This window comes from Pedobacter suwonensis (assembly GCF_900111825.1).
Classification (GTDB): Bacteria; Bacteroidota; Bacteroidia; order Sphingobacteriales; family Sphingobacteriaceae; genus Pedobacter; species Pedobacter suwonensis.
Genome location: NZ_FOJM01000002.1, coordinates 374909 through 393098 on the forward strand (window position 1 = coordinate 374909; position 18190 = coordinate 393098).

Annotated in this window: 14 protein-coding genes; 5 read left to right on the top strand and 9 right to left on the bottom strand. The window is 37.4% G+C overall.

Annotated features, from left to right (window positions below; genetic code table 11):
- Nucleotides 1-442: 442 nt before the first annotated feature.
- A complete protein-coding gene (locus tag BM107_RS04080; protein ID WP_090980549.1) occupies nucleotides 443-3781 on the bottom strand; it encodes a metallophosphoesterase in 3339 nt (1112 codons plus the stop codon).
- A gap of 777 nt (nucleotides 3782-4558) precedes the next feature.
- Between BM107_RS04080 and BM107_RS04085 the strand changes: the two genes are divergently transcribed.
- Nucleotides 4559-4747, top strand: coding sequence for a hypothetical protein (locus BM107_RS04085; protein WP_090980551.1), 189 nt, complete (start codon nucleotides 4559-4561; stop codon nucleotides 4745-4747).
- A gap of 216 nt (nucleotides 4748-4963) precedes the next feature.
- Nucleotides 4964-5812, top strand: coding sequence for a hypothetical protein (locus BM107_RS04090; protein WP_090980553.1), 849 nt, complete (start codon nucleotides 4964-4966; stop codon nucleotides 5810-5812).
- Nucleotides 5813-5960: 148 nt separating this feature from the next.
- On the opposite strand, the gene BM107_RS04095 is transcribed toward BM107_RS04090, so the two are convergent.
- The 4 genes from BM107_RS04095 to BM107_RS04110 all read right to left on the bottom strand — a co-directional run bounded on the left by BM107_RS04095 (nucleotide 5961) and on the right by BM107_RS04110 (nucleotide 11212).
- Nucleotides 5961-7841, bottom strand: coding sequence for a P-loop NTPase fold protein (locus BM107_RS04095; protein WP_090980555.1), 1881 nt, complete (start codon nucleotides 7839-7841; stop codon nucleotides 5961-5963).
- A 377-nt stretch (nucleotides 7842-8218) separates the two neighbouring features.
- Complete coding sequence (locus BM107_RS04100; RefSeq protein ID WP_090980557.1) at nucleotides 8219-10039, bottom strand: DUF2326 domain-containing protein; 1821 nt, start codon at nucleotides 10037-10039, stop codon at nucleotides 8219-8221.
- Nucleotides 10026-10268 (bottom strand): ABC-three component system middle component 8, encoded by a 243-nt coding sequence (locus BM107_RS04105; RefSeq protein WP_090980559.1) that lies wholly within the window; start codon nucleotides 10266-10268, stop codon nucleotides 10026-10028. Before BM107_RS04105 ends, BM107_RS04100 begins: the two co-directional genes overlap by 14 nt.
- Nucleotides 10265-11212 carry an ABC-three component system protein gene (locus BM107_RS04110; RefSeq protein ID WP_090980561.1) on the bottom strand — a complete coding sequence of 316 codons (948 nt, stop codon included), beginning with the start codon at nucleotides 11210-11212 and terminating at the stop codon, nucleotides 10265-10267. The genes BM107_RS04105 and BM107_RS04110 overlap by 4 nt, the downstream gene beginning before the upstream one ends.
- A gap of 137 nt (nucleotides 11213-11349) precedes the next feature.
- On the opposite strand from BM107_RS04110, the gene BM107_RS04115 reads away from it, so the two are divergent.
- Entirely contained in the window at nucleotides 11350-12129 is a 780-nt protein-coding gene (locus tag BM107_RS04115; protein ID WP_090980563.1) for a hypothetical protein, read from the top strand.
- 75 nt (nucleotides 12130-12204) lie between these two features.
- The gene (locus BM107_RS24910) at nucleotides 12205-13305 is read left to right on the top strand and encodes a PD-(D/E)XK nuclease domain-containing protein (RefSeq protein ID WP_208864328.1); all 1101 of its coding nucleotides are present in this window, start codon (nucleotides 12205-12207) and stop codon (nucleotides 13303-13305) included.
- A 19-nt stretch (nucleotides 13306-13324) separates the two neighbouring features.
- On the opposite strand, the gene BM107_RS04125 is transcribed toward BM107_RS24910, so the two are convergent.
- A complete protein-coding gene (locus BM107_RS04125) occupies nucleotides 13325-13903 on the bottom strand; it encodes a hypothetical protein (RefSeq protein ID WP_090980565.1) in 579 nt (192 codons plus the stop codon).
- Nucleotides 13904-15085: 1182 nt separating this feature from the next.
- A complete protein-coding gene (locus BM107_RS04130) occupies nucleotides 15086-15817 on the bottom strand; it encodes a LytR/AlgR family response regulator transcription factor (RefSeq protein WP_090980567.1) in 732 nt (243 codons plus the stop codon).
- Nucleotides 15818-16185: 368 nt separating this feature from the next.
- Between BM107_RS04130 and BM107_RS04135 the strand changes: the two genes are divergently transcribed.
- The gene (locus BM107_RS04135) at nucleotides 16186-16419 is read left to right on the top strand and encodes a hypothetical protein (protein WP_090980569.1); all 234 of its coding nucleotides are present in this window, start codon (nucleotides 16186-16188) and stop codon (nucleotides 16417-16419) included.
- Nucleotides 16420-16847: 428 nt separating this feature from the next.
- On the opposite strand, the gene BM107_RS04145 is transcribed toward BM107_RS04135, so the two are convergent.
- Both BM107_RS04145 and BM107_RS04150 read right to left on the bottom strand, forming a co-directional pair.
- Nucleotides 16848-17657, bottom strand: a complete 810-nt coding sequence (locus BM107_RS04145; protein ID WP_090980574.1) for a S41 family peptidase — start codon at nucleotides 17655-17657, stop codon at nucleotides 16848-16850.
- Between the two features lie 52 nt (nucleotides 17658-17709).
- Nucleotides 17710-18036 (bottom strand): hypothetical protein, encoded by a 327-nt coding sequence (locus tag BM107_RS04150; RefSeq protein WP_090980576.1) that lies wholly within the window; start codon nucleotides 18034-18036, stop codon nucleotides 17710-17712.
- Between the last annotated feature and the right edge of the window lie 154 nt (nucleotides 18037-18190).

Consider the following 18190-nt stretch of genomic DNA (forward strand, 5'->3'; position numbering starts at 1 on the left):
CCATCTTGCGAATGACTATTTGCACTTGTATTATTCAATCGCAAACCTGAACTTGAGCCTGCGTTGATTAAAAATCCTTCAAAAATTGAAGGCATAGACTCTTTAACAGAATCATAAGGGAGCAAAATCTAAAGCCCGTTTACAAAACTGATACTGTTGGTGCTGAAGCCATAATGGAGGCACGAATTGATCAACCTCTAACACCAAAACCGATTTTAAAACCTAATACATCGAAAAATTAATTTTAAGATTTTTTCGGAGCAGGTCTTTTAAAGTAGTTTAAAGTGATGGTTAATGAAGATAATATACGAGGAATGTAACAAGATTATCAAGGCTACTTAAATGATATTGAAATATCGGGTCGCTGAGTTGAAGTTAAGCTTACTTTAAGGTTTAGGAATGGTAGTGACAAGATTGTAGTCGCCACTACTCTATATAAGTCTTATGATAATAATTTAGAAGTTCCTAATTCCAGCTTTCTTCTCGTTAAATACGAAATACTAAGCTGATTTTGCTGGGATGCAGCGATACTTTTTACATCATCTTCATATTTAGCAAGAATACTGTCAAAATAAATTTTCTCTTTATGTTCTTGATCTGATATACGCCAAAAAAATGAACTATAGCGAAAAAGATTTAAAAGTTCAGGGAAGAATTTATTTTTTATACAAAAAAGCCATAGCGCCTTATGACAGTTATCAAATAGTGATACCATTCTTTGACTATACAAATAGGAATATGACATATTTAAAAGTTGTAAATCTTCATGATTGATTTCACCATTTCCTTTTTCCATGGTATCAAGAGCTTTATTCACAACAGCCCGTATTGTATTATATTCGTCGGCAGAATCTGTTAAAACCTTCGTGAATCTTCGATTCCGATCTTCTTGATCAGAAAAAGTATCTGCAATATTTATCGAAATGTTGTTTGCTAAAACATTGTAATGAGCTTTATTTGCGGCACGCTCTAATGTCCTAAGTTTGCTCAATAGCTCTTCTCCACTAAGTGTGGCTTGGGCAATTATATATTTAGCGGTCACTCCATGGCCACTAGCTGGCGATGATGTTTTTTCAATCTGTTTGGCACATTCAATTGCCTTATCATTATTATTCATCTGAAGATATGCATAGGCCTGATCTGTCAATATCGAATTTTTTTCTACATTGGAGAATTGGTGCTCTTCTGTATCAATCGCCTCCTGAAGTACTTGTACAGCTCTTTCCCTATTGCCTGACATCCTTAGCGCTTTACCTAAGACTTTAGCGATATTGGCAGTTAGGGAATACAATGAAGTATTTTTTAGTAAATTATATATTTCTTCCGCAGTGGTCTGGGCATTTTTATAATCCTTTATTTTTAATATATGTTCGCAATAGTTCACAGCTAATATAGCTGATCTTTCGATCTCCAGCTCTGATTCGTTATTTATTGCTTCGAACAATAAGCTCCTTACAATCAATTGGCAATTATCAATGTTTAAAAATCTGGTAGGACTTTTCAAGTTGAATGATTGGATACTCTTAATGCTGCCTTCACGCCATTTGTTTCCGAAATACAAATTACATCCATTTTTGAGAATTTCATCTTTTTCATTTTCGGTAATCATCGAATTAATAACATCTCTGACTTGTTTAGGTACTCGAAAAAGTTTTATATGGTAGTTATCATTTGGATCATCGACATGATTTAAAACACGATTTTTAGTAGTAACTTCTACCAGTGACATCCCCTCGAGTTCAGCTATTTGATCTATACTGATTGGTTCATTGCTTATAAATCTTTTAAGATTATGATATGTTTCTCCGTAGCTTAATATTGTGAGTATTTTAAGCAATTTGAGGCTTCTCAACTTTAACTTGTTTGTCGTCTCAGAAAAATAACTTAAAGTTTCCTGTAGCGCTTTTGGAATTGTATCTATATCAACTCCTTCACTTTTCCCACGTTCTATTTCCAATAATTCCTGAAACGACGCATATTTTAAGTTATTCATAAACCTATCAATCTTGTACGGAAGTCCCCCAGAAAGGTGGGTAAGCTTATCTAGATTTTCAGGGATTGTTAGATAATCTTCCGAATTGGGATGACTGACGATGTAGGTTTTGATTTGCGGCCCATCTAATGGCGTTAGCTTAACTACATTTTTATCATAGCTAATATTTGGTGCCTGTCTTGCAATTAAAATCACATATGTATTGTGGCAAAATGCAGTTATAGATTTAATTATACGCTCTAATTTCCTGAAACTTGCCAGGTTTCTATAAAGACTCACATGTACCTGATTGAAAACCAAAAAATGGCTATCTAGTGTATTGATCATGTCACAAAATTCCGTGAAGTTGATGCCAGTTTGTGTTTTGAATGCATCGAAAATATCATCTTCAGACACAACGTCTTCACAGTTTATTATAAAGTTATTTTTATTTTCAACGTTCAATCTTTCGCATACCGTCCCAATAAACTCTTCTTCTGCCAAACTCCAGTCCGTAATCAACCAACAATACCGATTATTTAAAATGGAATTTACAAAGTCCTCTTGTTCGATTAGCCTTATCTTTTGATGCTGCGGCAATTTAGTATATATTGCCCTCGGAACCTGCTCCAAATCACTTTCATAATCTCTTTTTTCGAGCTGTAGTATATTTGCTTTATCGTCTTTCAGTTCAGTAGGAGGCTCGATCTCATCATCTGTAGCGGCATTTTCTTCAGATATTTGGTTTCTTGATTTACTAATCGCATGTAAAACTTCAATGTAGGCCTTTGTGTTTAATGGAAAAGTATAATCTGGCGCAATCTGGTAGTTCTCCGTACCGCGCATTTTCACCGCAATTCTAGGATAAATCTGTTCAGTTATTTCAGTTTCATTGATTGTATAACTTCCGGCGATATAACCATGAATTCGAGATTCTACATTATTAACTTTTTCCAAACCAAATAAAGAAGGAGCAAGCTGCAATCGCCTTTTTGGTGAGCCTATGAGACCATATTCAGTCATCGAGGGTTCATGGAGATGGCCGCATAAATGATTAAAAAAAGTGCCAGGCGGATAAATATCAGCTTCGTAATAAGCCGTTGATGACGGATCATACCATTTCGAATCGTGATGCGTTAAAAGTAACGAAATGTCCGAATCTTCAATCCATGTCAGTGGATCTGCACCCGTAACTGCCTGAAGTTGCAAAGGGTGTATAGCCAATTTCCCTAGATAATCATCACTTGCAAGTTCCAAAAAAGCAGTGTTTAAGCCAACTATTTTAAGAGAAGCTCCATCAATTTTTATAGTAGTAGCGACATCCCCGGGGATTAGTCCCGTAGTCAATGTAGGTTTCGGTAAAGCAATTTCGTTATACCAATTTGTAAAATTACCAAAACAATTTTGTATCAACTTATAATAATCTGTTGAAACCAAATCATTCCAAAACTCCTCCTGAGTTTCTTGATCTTGATTATATCTACGGAGAACCTTTACAACAGGATCTCGTAACTCAGGTCGTTGTAGATCATGATTTCCAGGAATTGCAACCAAAAGTGGCTGTGTCCCTAATTGGTCAAACACGGACCAAAGTTCCTTTAAAAAAACGCTTAAGGAATCGTACTCTTCCTTTTTTCCGGAAAAAGTGAGATCTCCTGTAAAAAATACAATATCTACCTTTCCTAAATCATCTTTCAACAGTGCAATATCCTTAAATAGTTCTTTTTTCAATCTTGGCAGAAGGATATTCTGATTTTTTTGTCCATAGTGTAGATCAGAAAGGTGGAGCCAGTTAATTCGTTTACTCATATTTTAATTTAATACCCTAAAGAACAAATATATCAATAAGAAAGATTAGTTATTGCTTATCGTTGGTGGTAAGTTTTGCACACATTTTAACCACCTAGACTTTAGTATATAAAAGTATTTTTTAATAAATAGATACTCGATTTGACAACTACTGGATTTTTATGATCACTATACTTTATGACATCATTTAAAGTAACGATTATACACTAAAAACAAATAACAAACCGTGGTTTAAAACTTTTAAACCGAATGATACAAGGAATGTTGACATAACTTTTTCTCCAATCATTTTTAACAGTGCAAATGATAAAGCATTATTTCTCATAAAATATTCTCGTGCGGGGACCGGAGGTGCAGTTGTTCCGCATTTTTTGAAAAGTTAAATGATGTAGGGATGGTTAAAGATGTATTACAGTTAATGTTAATCGACTGATTCGTTAATTTTAAGAGTAGAAGTACAGAAAGAGTTTTTTTGAATATCATTTTTGGCACGGATACACCAATCAATAAGCCTTCGTATTTTTAATTTAAATGCATGTTCTGATCAGGAGGTTTAGTAGCGAATGATCCGGATATTAGCCTTCGTGGAGGCATATTCCCTCAACACTCCTATTAAGGAGGTGTTTTCATTAAAAGATACAGATAAAGCTCAATCCTATGGGTGTATCAACTTTCAACCCGTCACCGCTAATATTTGTCTCCATATAACTGCTACCATTGATATATTAAGTTTGATAGCGGGCTATTTGATAGAATAGATTTACTTAAACACATTTTATGAAACATACGGCACCACAATATGATAAAGGTTATCCAAAACACGAAAAGATGCAAAACGGAAAGTCATTTGATAAATACATGTGGAAAGTTGGAAAAAAGGAAATATTTGTGGGTATAGCTCTGGAAGAAACTGATAGAGGGGATATTTATTATGTGTTAGGGCATATTGAAAGGAAAAGTCATTAACTTTATTCGAGTGCAAGCAATTTGAGGAGAAGATGATTGAGATTAAATAGATATAAAAGCGAGGTAATTTTAAGATCAATCAAATGAAAAAGAAATAGGGAGTTTGTTTAGACTGCTCAGTAATTGGTATGGCAAAAACAAGCTCCCCCCTATTTAAAAGTTAATTTATTAGCTATCTAGGGGAACAATTAAATTAAACGTATCAGTTTACATCTAATGAACATACTCAACCTCTACGAGAACATCACGACTGAGAAAAAGGCTCATCTGGCTAATGAGCTAGGACTTAATCCTGCTGATCTCGAATTTTTAAATTTTGATATTAGAAAGGTCCAAGATCAAGATGGATATGTTTTATACAAATTTATTCTTCTAGGTGATAATCCGAACGAAATTGTAGAAAAGATAATTGAGCTGGTTGATAAGGAAGTAGAAATTCCAGATTATATATTTGAAGATGATGAAGAGGACTGGTACGACTATGATTATGTTTCTGGTAAAGATCCCAATCAAAATTTGGAGATATTCTTAAACGAACTGGAGAATCTATCAAGGTTAAATAAAATGCCTGTTAGCGATTACCAGATGTTAAGTATTCTTAAAAGGCAAATTTACATTGGGATTATAGGGAGTATGGAAACCTATCTATGTGATACTTTCATAGGGCTCGTTTTGGGCGATAGAACTTATTTAGAGCGCTTCATAGCAACAACGCCCGAGTTCACTAGACGTAAATTTGAATTGAGAGAAATCTTTTCTACCTACCGAGAAATAGAAAAAACTGCCCAGGATGTTATGCTTGATGTAATATACCATGACCTTGCTAAAGTCAGGCTTATGTATATTCAAACGTTCGAAATGGATTTTCCCACTATTAAAGAGGTATTTAAATGCATCAAAGTAAGACATGATTTAGTTCATCGTAATGGAAAAACTAAGGATCGGCAAATCATAAAGCTAAATGAGAGAATTATCGATGATACATTAAAAACAATTCAAAATTTCATTGTGGACATAGCTGGTAGAATTGCAGACTTAGGCGATCTTAATGATATTCCATTTTGAATTGAGAAGAAAATACATTTCTGCAATTATTAAAAATTTATTTGCTGGGATATTAGGGAAATTACGTTCGACTTTTGATCCGAAAAGTATTATTTACATCAATATGCCATTAACACAGCAGTAAAATTAGATAAATTTCTTCAGCCAATTATCGGGACTCAACATAAGGAATAATCGCCTCAATGGCTTTCTTTGTGTAGTTTAAAAGTTCCAAAGTAAGATCCCCACTTACATTATTAAGGTTTTCAGCAGAAATATGATTTTCAACAAGGCTCTGCAGCCCCCTTAAAAAGCTCAGATCTTTTGCGGCATAATTACCTTTTCCACTACTGAAGACTATACCAATAAGCATATTCATTTTATACTTGTTAGCATTAGTTTGATTAAAAAATGTATCTAAAAATATCTCGGGGCTTACAGCTGATAAGCTTTTCTTGCCAAGGGAAGTGGTTAGATCATCAGTAAAATATTGAAAGCAATCATCGAAATTATTTTGCAATAGATTTAATATATTTTCATCAATTACATTTTGGTCCCGTTCTGCGTTTTGGTTATTAACCGCCAACATTACATTTCGGATAGGAAGATAATACTCGTAATTTGATGAATTTTCATCAATCGAAGTATATTGTTTAAGCATCGGTTGATAGCTGTATCTCTGTGCGTTTGCTTGAAGAATGGATATCATCTCCAGCTTTAAGGATTCAAGATCTAACCCTAAAGGGTTACCAAATCGCGTGAGGTAATAAAAAATTGTAATAAAATCCTGGAGGTGATAGGTCCCTTCCCGAAGAAAAGCTAATAATTTATTGGTTTGGCTGAGATATTCATCATCATTCATATGATTTACCTCATGATACCCTAACGATCTGTATACAATATAGTGTTCATCTAATGTGCCGTTTAAAATATTATACTTTTTTATGATCTCATTGTGAAGTTCTTTTTCAGAAAAGACATCTCCACCAGTCAAATAGTCAAAAAGATTTCTGTAATAATCGTAGCCATCGTATTTGCCACCGTAATACTTATCCACTATTTCGTCAGCATAGTTCTGAGGAGTTTTATCATCTAACATCATTCTTGAAATGGCATTTGATAAATCATCCATTTCTTGATTAGCACCATAAGAGATTTTTCCAATTTTAAACTCAATGCAGACTACCAGACAAAAGTCCATCACCTTTTTTAATAGGTCCTCTTTGATTTGAATAATTGCCTTATCTCTAATGGACTGAATGTAGTGAGCAACCCTTTGAAAATGGACAAGGAAATATTTTAATGTCCGATAGTTTACATGTCCATCGTTTTCTTTCTCCAGCATTGTTTTGATGGACTCTCTATTATCGTGTATAAAATTTCTAAACTTGTTAGTAGGATATCCAACTTCGGAAGCAATTGCTTCAAAGGCATTAGAAAAGTCTTGGGTGAAATGAATGGTATTGCTAATAACTTTCTCCTTGATTTCAAGATATTGTTTATCGGTGATTTTATCCTGGTTGGCGATTATGATAATTTTTATATTCTCTTCCTCAACCAGTGAATTTATGTAACCAAGGATTTCTGTAGAAGACAGTAAATCAGGCCTCACCCGTTCAAGGTCATCAAAGCAGATTAGTAATTTTTTAAGGTTAATTAACTCCGCAGCCGCTTTTTTAAGCTTACGTCCCTCGATATTTTCTAAGTTAGTGGGGACCCAATTTGCCGGGGTAATCAGTTTTCCGATGTCCACCACCTTTGCAATCGTACTGACGGCAATCGCTCCAACTTTAACCAGTTTGTTTTCAAGTATAGGATATAGTTCTATAAGTATCCTGTCCTTGATTCCCTCGATTGATGTTACGCCAAAGAGTGACACGATAATCCCCTTATACCCAGTAGATGAAATCTCGTTAAAAACGGTGTTCCGGAGGAAATGTGTCTTACCCGAGCCCCACGGAGCTGTGATCATAATGGCATGATTGGTATTGCTGTTTAAGTAATTAAGTATGAGTAATTGCGTTTTGTTGGTATCTTTTGAGTTCGTCATTTGGATGAAATTTATCAAATATAGCAAATAAATTATCCGAGGTGAGACTATCCATCTAAGTTCGAAAATTAGCTTGTAGCCAAAAAAATCAAGTACAATAAATCGCATTATAGACAACATTCATATTGGAATAGCCTCAGATTCTGGCCCTATTAGTGAATTGATGCTTCGAACACAGCGATGAAGTAATTTGAATGACCACCAGGTCAAGACATTTGAATATCTATCGGGAGATTTTTTCATGCATGTTCTATCTGATCTCCGAAATCTGTACAATTACAAATTCACCGTCTACATAATCTTCATTTCCTTTAGGATTATTCTTTGTTTACCCTGGTAAATTGAAATACATTATTTTACTCACTTAGTTATTCCTTTTAAAACTCAAAGCCGAACAAGGTGCCCTCCGGCCCCCCATCATTTAAACGCAGAACTACTTCCTGGTCAGTAAAAAATATAAAGTTATCGCTATCATCAATCGGCAGGTCTGATTTGATTACGGATAAAATATACTGTAGATCAAACTTTATAACAAGATCATGAATTAAAGCAAGCAGGCGATGCTTAACTCCTGGGTCCTGTTGTGAAAGCACGTCATCGTGATAGACAAATCGATAGTACGACTGGTCGCTGTAACTGGTGAGCACCGCCAGATCAAATGCGACACATAATAATTTTTTATAAGTATTTCCTTCGTCTTTTGCGGTTACACGATGGTCGCCTACTTTTTCATGGACTTTAGGCGTAGGAAAATCAACGTTGTCATTTGTATTGATATTCCAGGATATTCGCGCATCTTCATCCATAATGCGTTTGTAATAATTTGCAAATTTTGTCCGGATATCAGAATAGCGTTTATTGTTCTGGGTATTTTGATAAAGAAGCTTTAACTTATCTACAGTCTCTTGTATTTCATCAAGCAGGTCTTGACTTTCTTTTTCTTTGGCAATAATTGTATCAATATAACTTATCTTTTCCCGCAGCGTGAAAAGTTGTGTTTCGATCTTAACCAAATCCTTTTGGAACTGTTTAAAGCGTTTGAAAGTGTCGGTGTCCTGGATAAAACTTAAGAGCGATTCTTTTTTTGCGTTTTGATCTGCCAAGTCTTTATTGACCAACTCCAGTTCAGTTTTCTTCTTTCGGATCGTATTGCGTATAAGCTTGTTTCGTTCGGCAGTCAGTTTTTTGTTAAACTCGATCAGTGCGGTATAATCATGTTTCAGCTGATCTGGAAAGTACAGTTCCGATTCTTCAAACACTTTTTCGACTTTATTCAGGTTAAACGCGAAATTGTTCGCAATCGATTTTTCCAGACGGTCGATGTCATAGTTCAGACTATAGGCGAGTGCATTATTTGAACTGATGGACTGCTCTATCTCCTCAATGCCTTTTTCGATCAGCTCCTTATCCTGGACATAAAAATTGAACTTGTCTATTTTTTCTTCAATTTCCGATGCGTTGTTCTCAATTAGTTGCATCTGGGCAACTAAGTCATCCCTGTCCTCGATTTTGATTGAAAATTCCGCCTTTAACTGCTCTATGAATTTGGCAATTTCATCGCGCTGTTCATCGTTTGCATATTTTTTTGCAAGTAAACTTCCGTCAAATCCCAAAAGGTCGAATATGAATGGTTTCCAGTAGGAATGTTTGCCGTTGGCAAATTTGTTCAGCTGATAAACATCTTTGTAGTCATCAGGTGGAGTTCGCAGGCTGTAATTCAGCGCCTTGCGAAAACTATAGTTCTTCTTATTAAAAAAGTCAAAATTTAACAGGTCACCTACAATATTCCGGGCTTTATTTATTGGAACGTCTTCGTGGTCCCATTCATCAAGTTCCACAAATTCAACAGATTGCTGTAAATTGATAGCCAGGCTTATCTTAGTATTGTTATTGACAGCGCGTTTGATTGTTAGGAACCTTCCATCATTTAACAGGATTTCCAGATAAAATACATGGTGCTGAAAAATTGAAACGCCCTGACTGTCTCTGATCTTGAGCAGAAAGTTCCGCTTGCCGTCTGCATCCCTTAGTAGTAAATAATCAATTAGTTCCGATAGCTTGGTTTTACCAAGATCATGCGAATTTTTATGGTCGTCTAGCTCTGTTCGCACATCAGCATAAACCACATTCAATCCCTTTAAGTTGAACGCGATATTTTTGAAGGTTTCACTGTTGCTATATAATTTACTGAGCTTCATTATAAATAAACGTATCGTTCGCTTCTTTGTATTGAAGCTTTCCTAACAGATAAAGAAAGTTGAGTGCGTAAGGATAGTTTTCCCTTGATTTTTCTCCCATACCTTTAACCACTTTTTCCAGCAATTGATCATATCCTATAATATACTGCGCCTTTAACTGGCGAAGTATATACGCGCTGATATTGATTACTGAATAATCAGGATTAGTATGACGGTCCGGCTTTATCATGATTTAATTCCTATTAAACACTCCATATAAATATAATGCAAAAATGTCATAACATGTCTTTTTGCGCCCTTTAGATCTGAACTGCCGTCACAGATACGCTGGTAGATATAAATGAAGATTTCCTCAAAACTACCGAAATTATCCCGCTGCAAGATGATCATTTGATTGAGTTCAGCGGCTATGTCAAAATAATAGTCTTTGAGCTCAGAATTTTCATCCGCATCTAAAAACATTTGTAATTTGTCAAACTCCATCAATGATTCTGCCAGGATCACATTTTGGTAATATTCAGCACCAAGGCTGTTTTTCCTGTTTTTCTCGTCTTTTTCGAGATGGTCAAAATCGTACTTAACCTGATTTGCCTTTACAGTAACATCAACTTTTAACTGTGGCAACTGCTTTTTAAAAGTCAGAATGATCTCTTTGATCTCTTGATCTGAAAAGTCAAAAGGGATGTGATGCTTATCCAGCCCGAACTGCTTAATAAGATCGCGGCTTGGATTAAGATAAATATTATTGATCGTCTCCTTCCCTATTATAATAACATTCTCAACGCCTGTTTCTTGTTGAATTTGTTTCACCAAGTTTTCACCAGAAACACCGGAATATTTACGGTTTGTAAATATCAAATAATGTTCAATATCCCCCGCATCTCTCAGTCGCTTTATCTTGGGGATTTCTTCATTCCTGATAAGCCGCTCAAAATCACTGTCCGCACACGAGGCGATTGGATTCATAGTGTGTTTTGCTTGAATAATGAACTTCCCTGACCATGGAGCGGCTTCTGATGGATAACGGATTGCGGTACCAACAAATTTTCCGTCACGTCCTCCGTCTTTTCCCGCTGCGAACATGATCGTTCCGATTCCGAATAATTTAACGCAGATGGCAACCGCTAAGCTTTCAAAAGTATTTTCGTCCAATAGTTCCAACCGGTAATCCATGTGATTTAGCATTTATCAAACAAATATACCAAAATAATTAGCAGTCTCGCAGAAACTGCAGATGATTCGACATTGGTCGCGGAATCGTATATTGCATATCGTTTTGTAGTATAGTTTACAGATTACCGCCCGATAATATGGAAGGAAAAATGCATCACATCTCGGATAAAAGAAAAGTCAAACTGGTGATTTACGAAGTTCAGGATATGAACGAAGATGTTTCTATGCAGGAAATTGTACGGTTGAAACTCGGAAAGTCCAATGTCAAATTTGATAACCCCAATTCTACTGCCATGTATTTGAATGCTTCGGTGCGGGAACTGGATTTGGCGAAGGCGATATATAAGACCTTGATTGAACCAAAGATTTCAACGAGGGAAACGTATGATCTTTCGGATCAGGACACATCAAGACTATATGATTATTTCGAGCATATCAAAATTAGTATCATCATGGCCTATACCGCTGTAGAGTGCCTTTGCAATGCATTGACCCCTATTGACTACTCCTATACAGAACGTACTAAAGATGGAGACAGGCTCTGGGATTTTAAGGAAATCCAACGCTGGAAGTCTACCACCCAAAAGCTACGCCAGATTTTGCCAAAAGCTTTGAAGATGAAAGATCCTGGCCAGTTCAAATCTTATTCAACATTTTGCAAATTGGAGGAAATCAGAAATGATGTCATCCATACCCGAAGCGTATTACCCAAAAATTTAAAAATGGAGGATCGACTTGATTATCGGTTGCTTCAGCCCAGAATATTTAACCTTATCACTTCTGCAAAATCCTTGATCAAGGAAATACACAAGTCGTTGCCATATACCAAGGAAATGCCAATGCTGTACGATACGGAGGATATAGAGAAAATAAAAATAAAATCCTGGGATGACCTGGGATTTTCCAAAATTGAATAGTCTGTTGGGAAGAATAAAAAACGCTGCCTGATAGTCGTTCGTATTCCTTACTTTTAAGGTTGTATAAAAATTGAAATGGTTATCAAACGAAATATCTTATCAGGGTTAAAAACGGGCTTAGAAAATCTTAAAAGTGAAGCGGGCAATAGATTGTCGGAAATTCACCTGCTGCTTAATGATATTTCCGATTATGTAAAGTCGTTTGAGGACGAATGGATAGGCGCATGGGCACAACAAGACTATAATTACTACCGATATGAACGCGATGAATACAAGGCATTGGTACTGGATGCCAATCATTTTTATCAAAAAATTATTGATGAAAAGGGTGTAGATCTGAAAGCACTTGAAAAGGAAGTTTGGAAGTTACTGGACAAGTTTAAGGAATTCAAGGAGCATATCGTAACCGAACTTTCGGGCGTGCGCAATATAGACGACTTTGCTCCTGAAGTGGAAGTTTTAGAGAAGATAGCGCAATACGAATGGGGAATCCATATCAATGATTTTATTAGCCTTGTCAAGCCGAAGACCTATATCGTCAGGGACTATTCCAAGCTAAACAGGCCACTGGATGTACCACCACATCTTACTGTTGCCGCCGATCTATTGGCGATCACCAGCCAGGCATTTTCGGTGAAGGAATTTTTTACGTTGGCCAACCGGCTGATCCGCCAGATCGAACTGAAACAGGAGAATGTCGAAAGTCCGGAATTGTCGGCATTTTCAACCCACGCCATCAACAACCTTCTTGATAATTTCCATAGCTTCTATAACCAGTTAAAGCATAGGTACAATCAGCGACCTACAATCGAGATCATTGATGAATATGATGTGCAGGATCTGCTTCACGCACTTTTAAAACTACACTTCAAGGATGTGCGGGCTGAAGAATATACGCCTTCTTATGCGGGAAGTTCCACAAGAATGGATTTCCTTTTGAAAGAAGAAAAAATAGTTATCGAAGTGAAAAAAACAAGGGAGCGATTGACCGATAGGGAAGTTGGCCAGCAATTAATTCTCGACGCAGCGCATTACAGTTCACATCCAAATTGTAAGGAAATGATCTGCTTCGTATATGATCCCGAAAACCGTATCAAAAATCCACGAGGCTTGGAAAAGGATATTTCAGAATGGTCAACCGATTCGCTTAAAGTAACTTTGCTGATCAGGCCATAATTCAGCTAAACTTATGTACTTAGAAAAAACCGTCAAACTTGTTAACGTCAACTTTCAGGTCATCTGGGGTTCTTCTGAAATCAATATGTCCTTCAAGTGATCCAAGTCGAAACTTTGCATTTATTTTTTCTCCCCAAAACTCGTCAGCGATGGTGTTTGCTTCATTGATAAGCGGTAAAAGTACCTTTTCAAAATCAAGGAACTCATCAAACCTTAAATCTTTTTCATAGTTGAGGTGGGCTATTCTTTTATTGCGGTGCGCGACTTTCACATCATTAAGGTTTTTTCGGAAAGTTTTTAGTGTTTCGTGTATTTGCGTTTGTGCTTTTTGGTCTCTAGTACTTCGCTTAAAGGCCGCACTGGCTGTACGAAATGAAAAGTTGCTACTGTCGTCGTCAAGATTGGTCAGGTGCAAAATAATGCCGTTCTCCATATACCGAAGTGCCGTAAACTCTTCCAAAAGGTATTCGCGGGTAGTTGTTTTAATTATATGTGCTAAACGGTTAAGTTTTCTTACATAGAAGTAAGCAAGCACATTTAAGTCCAATATTTCTACCCGCATTGATGCGAAGTCCACTTTTAATTTTTCTGATAACATTGTCTGATAATTTTTAGATCTTTGCAAATTTAGCGATCTTCTGAAAGATATTATTTTTATTCATTAGGCCGTTGCCTTCGGCCGGGCTGAGCATTTCGGCAAAAGTGTACGCGCATTTCGCATTTATGCTGACACCTTGTTACGCTCCACACTGAACGCCTGTTTCGCTCCAAGCTGTACGCACAGATCTGTAAATCAGGATTTTTTCACCATGCAGTTCCAATAAAATTTCAAAGGCAGGTCAAATTAAAGCCCCAGAGGTAAAATCGATACCTGGCGTGATCTTGAATCCATCAGATAGGATTTTAACGCTTCATCGCGTCTTTTTAACGGATCCGGTTTCATCCGGAGGATCATCGAATCGAGAGGTAAACGCGGCACGGCCTCAATGCGGAACTTCACCACCTGGCCATCCTTAACAGTAGATCATTGGCCGGTTACCGTTTCTAACAATTCTCCTGTTTTTCTCCTTGCTCGGGATGCGCTAGGTCTTTCATATTGTAATTATTCAACACCGTTTTCAGATCGAAGCCATAGGATGGATCATGGAACTGCTTCGTGCTGAAACATAAATGAGATGCCAAACGATCGCTAAACTCAACAGTTAGCAATCTTTAAACAAAACGCGTGAGCGGTTGCAGCGGCATCCTCCCGCAGGGAGATACAGTGGAAGACGCGGCCCTTCAGGGGCACGCCCAAATAAAAAAACTAAAAATATCTTAAAAGCACGGGCGAATAAAAAACAGCTCCCCTAGTAGAATCCCTACCATTCCGCATCCTAAACCAAACAAAGCCCAGGAAAAACCTGCAATTGATCCTGACTATGCCATGCACACAGCGATCGAGCGACATAGAACAGCAAGAAGGCAAACACCATTGCAGCAAATGCAAAAAAAACATCATAGACCTCACCAACAAATCCGATAGAGCATTAGCACACTTTTTCAAACGCAAAATCGATCACTCGTCTCATATTTGCCCGGAATAACGTTACTCCATTTAGCTATGCTCACGCAGTTTAATACAGGCGATATTGCTGTCAATAAGTTTGACATTAACTTGTTCGCGATTCATTTCCCGCAAGATAAAAGAGGTGCAAATTTTTATTTTCCCAATTCAAACTGTTATTGCGCTATAAAGATGGGGCTAGGTTTTAATTATTTCGCATAACTTTCCTTACCTTCAATGATTGATACGTTGTGTATTTCTACCATTTAACCTTTCCATCAGCCCTACTCTATAGACATCACCAATAGGTACCCTAAAATCCCCCTCTAGTTTTATCTGGGAACCGGAAATTGATTTGATTGCATTCAAATTTATGATAAAGGATTTATGCACACGTGAAAAAACCTGGGATGAAAGATCTTTACCGATATCCTTAATACCAAGATGGGTCTTGAATATTTCATCGTAAGTCTGGATAAGCACATAATGCCCTACTGCCTCAATAAAAATAATATCACTGAGTCTAACCTGAGCAAATTTTCCCTTAACCCCGGTATTAATATAGATCGATTTATTGGTATCAGGGTGAGTTACCGATCCCATGTTTTTCCGTAACCTTTGGACACTCTTTTCAAACCTTTCAAATGAAATGGGTTTCAGCAGAAAATCAAGGGCAGCTTTTTCAAATGCATCAACCGCGTAACTTACATAAGCAGTAATAAATATAATATCGATATCCTCATCCACCAGTTCAGCTATCTCCAAGCCAGAAAGCATAGGCATATTGATATCCAAAAAAAGCACATCAGGTTTGGGACCCCGCCGGATCTCGTTCAAAGCCTCTATAGGGTTAATATTTGTTCCAATCAGGCACAGGTTTGGACACCTCATAATGTGCATGGAAAGATTTTCTATAGAATGGAATTCATCGTCGATAATGTAACAGTTCAATATATCCGGCATCATGCATTCACGTCAAGTTAATAGAAGCCCACAAAGATAGCACGGGAATGTAACTAAAATACTACAATCAAAACGCATTTGGTGTGTAGAATAAGCCTGTTTGTGTCAACAATCATCGAAGACACAGCTGACGATTGGTTTCCGGAAATACCTGATCCCGTATTTTATTAAACTCTCAAAACGAAGAAATGAAGCCGCACCTGTTTTAAACCCAGCGGCGCAGACCGAAAGTTATATAACTGGCAGCAGGTCATGGTAACTTTGCCGTTGACCATTTTATCCCCTATGCCTTTGTATCGCATGATCTGATCCGGAACCGCCACCCTGCTGATGCATCATCAAGTAGCCGGAAGAATAACAAATTACCCAGAATGGGGGATTATTATAAAGTGTATTACCTACTGCAAAAAACAGCTATAAAAGTGATGACCGTAAACTACCCCAAGGAGCCCATGATGGAAGCTTACCTGAGCCTGTTCCCTAATGCGGATGCGAAGCAATTGCCTGAAATAGATTTAAGGGGAAGGTTTTTAGAGAATATACAACCGTTGCTTACCATTGCGAACAATAATGGCTTTGAATATATGCGAAGTCCTATTTCTTAATTGAGTGATCCGCGATTTCTTCTATTTCTTCTGTATAAGGATACTTACCCGTCATCCATTCCGCCATAAATCTCAACCAAAATAAAAGAATCACCCTCAGAGCGTGAGCGGTTGCAGCGGCATCCTCCCGCAGGGAGATACAGCGGAAGACGCGACCCTTCAGGGGCACGCCCAGAAAAGAAAATAATATCAACCTATGTTACCCACAATTAACTTAGTTCTGGACCGTAAGTCCATTTGCACATCAATGCACGCTTTAAGATTAATGAAATAGAAGATCTATTTTAGATGATCCTCTAGATAAAGTTAATTCAAATTGCTATTTCTTCCAATAAAGCTTTAACCTGATCCAGTACCTATCGTCCGCAAACATCATATTCAAATCAGCCTGCATCTTATCATCTTCCCAAAGCAAACCACCTTTTAACCTATCCCCCCTTAATATTCATCTTAATATCCTTCAACACCAAATCCAATTCCAAATCTTTACCGGCCAGATAATCATCCACCCCGTAAGCAACCGGAACATCCGGCATCACACCCCTCCCATCAATATTGGTAATGTCACCAAAAAAAGCGGGAAGCGTTCCATAACGGAGCAACAGCTGACTCGTAGGCAGGCTAAGGCTTTTGAGCGTTAAAGCCGTCCATACATTTTTACTGCCACCTGTTTCTTCACCAACAAATGTTACATTTTTCAGGGCTTTTAAATTCGCAGCGAGTAAACTGCCTACCGAAAAAGTACCACCGTCAATCAATACATATATTTTACCCTTAAATGTAAATGGATGGGGCGTGATCAACTCGAAGGCTGATTTTGACATTTTATCCACCCAAACCCGCATTTTTTGATTATTATACAGCTGCTTTTGCTTTTTTATTTCTTCAGGCAGCCTGTAGAAATATTTAGGCGAATCAATCATGTGACTATAAAACCTCGCCAGCCAAACTAAATTCCCGCCCGGATTACCCCTCAAATCGATGACCAGCGTCTTTAACTTACGCTTTTGTATATCTGCAAAAATATCCTGATAACCCGGATACTCTGGCCCAATATTAAAATGGCGTAGTTTGATATAGGCAATATTGCTGTCAACCGTTAACCGTCTATACTCCGCACTGGGCAGCATCGCAACGCCAATACTATCAAAACCCTTCTTCTGCTGTGCCTCCAACTTAATTTCCCAGCGATTTCCTGATGATTCATGTGAAGCGGTAATACAGCTTGAAAGGTACATGATATCCTGCAGGACTTGACAATTTAGACAATCAGCGTGAGGTAAGGGAAGGTTAACATTCCAGGTGTTTATCGAAGTCCGCAACTTCAACCACAACCCTTTTCCAGAGTATATAGCCCAAGCGGCCACAAAGTTCCGCTACAAAATACTGGATATCAGCTGGAACATCGTTTACAATACAATAACGGATTTTATACTTGGAATTATAACTGATATAAATCACCAGGTCATCCGGAGAGAAACCCTGACCCGACAATGGTTTCAAATGCACCTTTTCAAGTTCTTTCGCTGCGCGTTGCAATCTATCGTTCATTACCTTCGCCAAGGACTTTTGCGGCACAAAATCAGTCTCCAGAATTGCTAAAACGGTTACAGTCATAGCGCAAATATATTTTCATAAACGGCATTTGCAAACACAAAAACCTAAAGCACTGTAAAACAGTGAAAATGTTTTTAACACAGTCCTAATCCCCCACAATAGGTAAAAATATTTCCGGAGAACAGGGGTCGCAAATGATCGCATCTGTCCATAA

Excerpts from the sequence above, each read along its gene's own strand:
- BM107_RS04080 (WP_090980549.1), bottom strand. The coding sequence starts at position 3,781 with ATGAGTAAACGAATTAACTGGCTCCACCTTTCTGATCTACACTATGGA.
- BM107_RS04085 (WP_090980551.1), top strand. The coding sequence starts at position 4,559 with ATGAAACATACGGCACCACAATATGATAAAGGTTATCCAAAACACGAA.
- BM107_RS04090 (WP_090980553.1), top strand. The coding sequence starts at position 4,964 with ATGAACATACTCAACCTCTACGAGAACATCACGACTGAGAAAAAGGCT.
- BM107_RS04095 (WP_090980555.1), bottom strand. The coding sequence starts at position 7,841 with ATGACGAACTCAAAAGATACCAACAAAACGCAATTACTCATACTTAAT.
- BM107_RS04100 (WP_090980557.1), bottom strand. The coding sequence starts at position 10,039 with ATGAAGCTCAGTAAATTATATAGCAACAGTGAAACCTTCAAAAATATC.
- BM107_RS04105 (WP_090980559.1), bottom strand. The coding sequence starts at position 10,268 with ATGATAAAGCCGGACCGTCATACTAATCCTGATTATTCAGTAATCAAT.
- BM107_RS04110 (WP_090980561.1), bottom strand. The coding sequence starts at position 11,212 with ATGGATTACCGGTTGGAACTATTGGACGAAAATACTTTTGAAAGCTTA.
- BM107_RS04115 (WP_090980563.1), top strand. The coding sequence starts at position 11,350 with ATGGAAGGAAAAATGCATCACATCTCGGATAAAAGAAAAGTCAAACTG.
- BM107_RS24910 (WP_208864328.1), top strand. The coding sequence starts at position 12,205 with ATGGTTATCAAACGAAATATCTTATCAGGGTTAAAAACGGGCTTAGAA.
- BM107_RS04125 (WP_090980565.1), bottom strand. The coding sequence starts at position 13,903 with ATGTTATCAGAAAAATTAAAAGTGGACTTCGCATCAATGCGGGTAGAA.
- BM107_RS04130 (WP_090980567.1), bottom strand. The coding sequence starts at position 15,817 with ATGATGCCGGATATATTGAACTGTTACATTATCGACGATGAATTCCAT.
- BM107_RS04135 (WP_090980569.1), top strand. The coding sequence starts at position 16,186 with ATGGGGGATTATTATAAAGTGTATTACCTACTGCAAAAAACAGCTATA.
- BM107_RS04145 (WP_090980574.1), bottom strand. The coding sequence starts at position 17,657 with ATGTACCTTTCAAGCTGTATTACCGCTTCACATGAATCATCAGGAAAT.
- BM107_RS04150 (WP_090980576.1), bottom strand. The coding sequence starts at position 18,036 with ATGACTGTAACCGTTTTAGCAATTCTGGAGACTGATTTTGTGCCGCAA.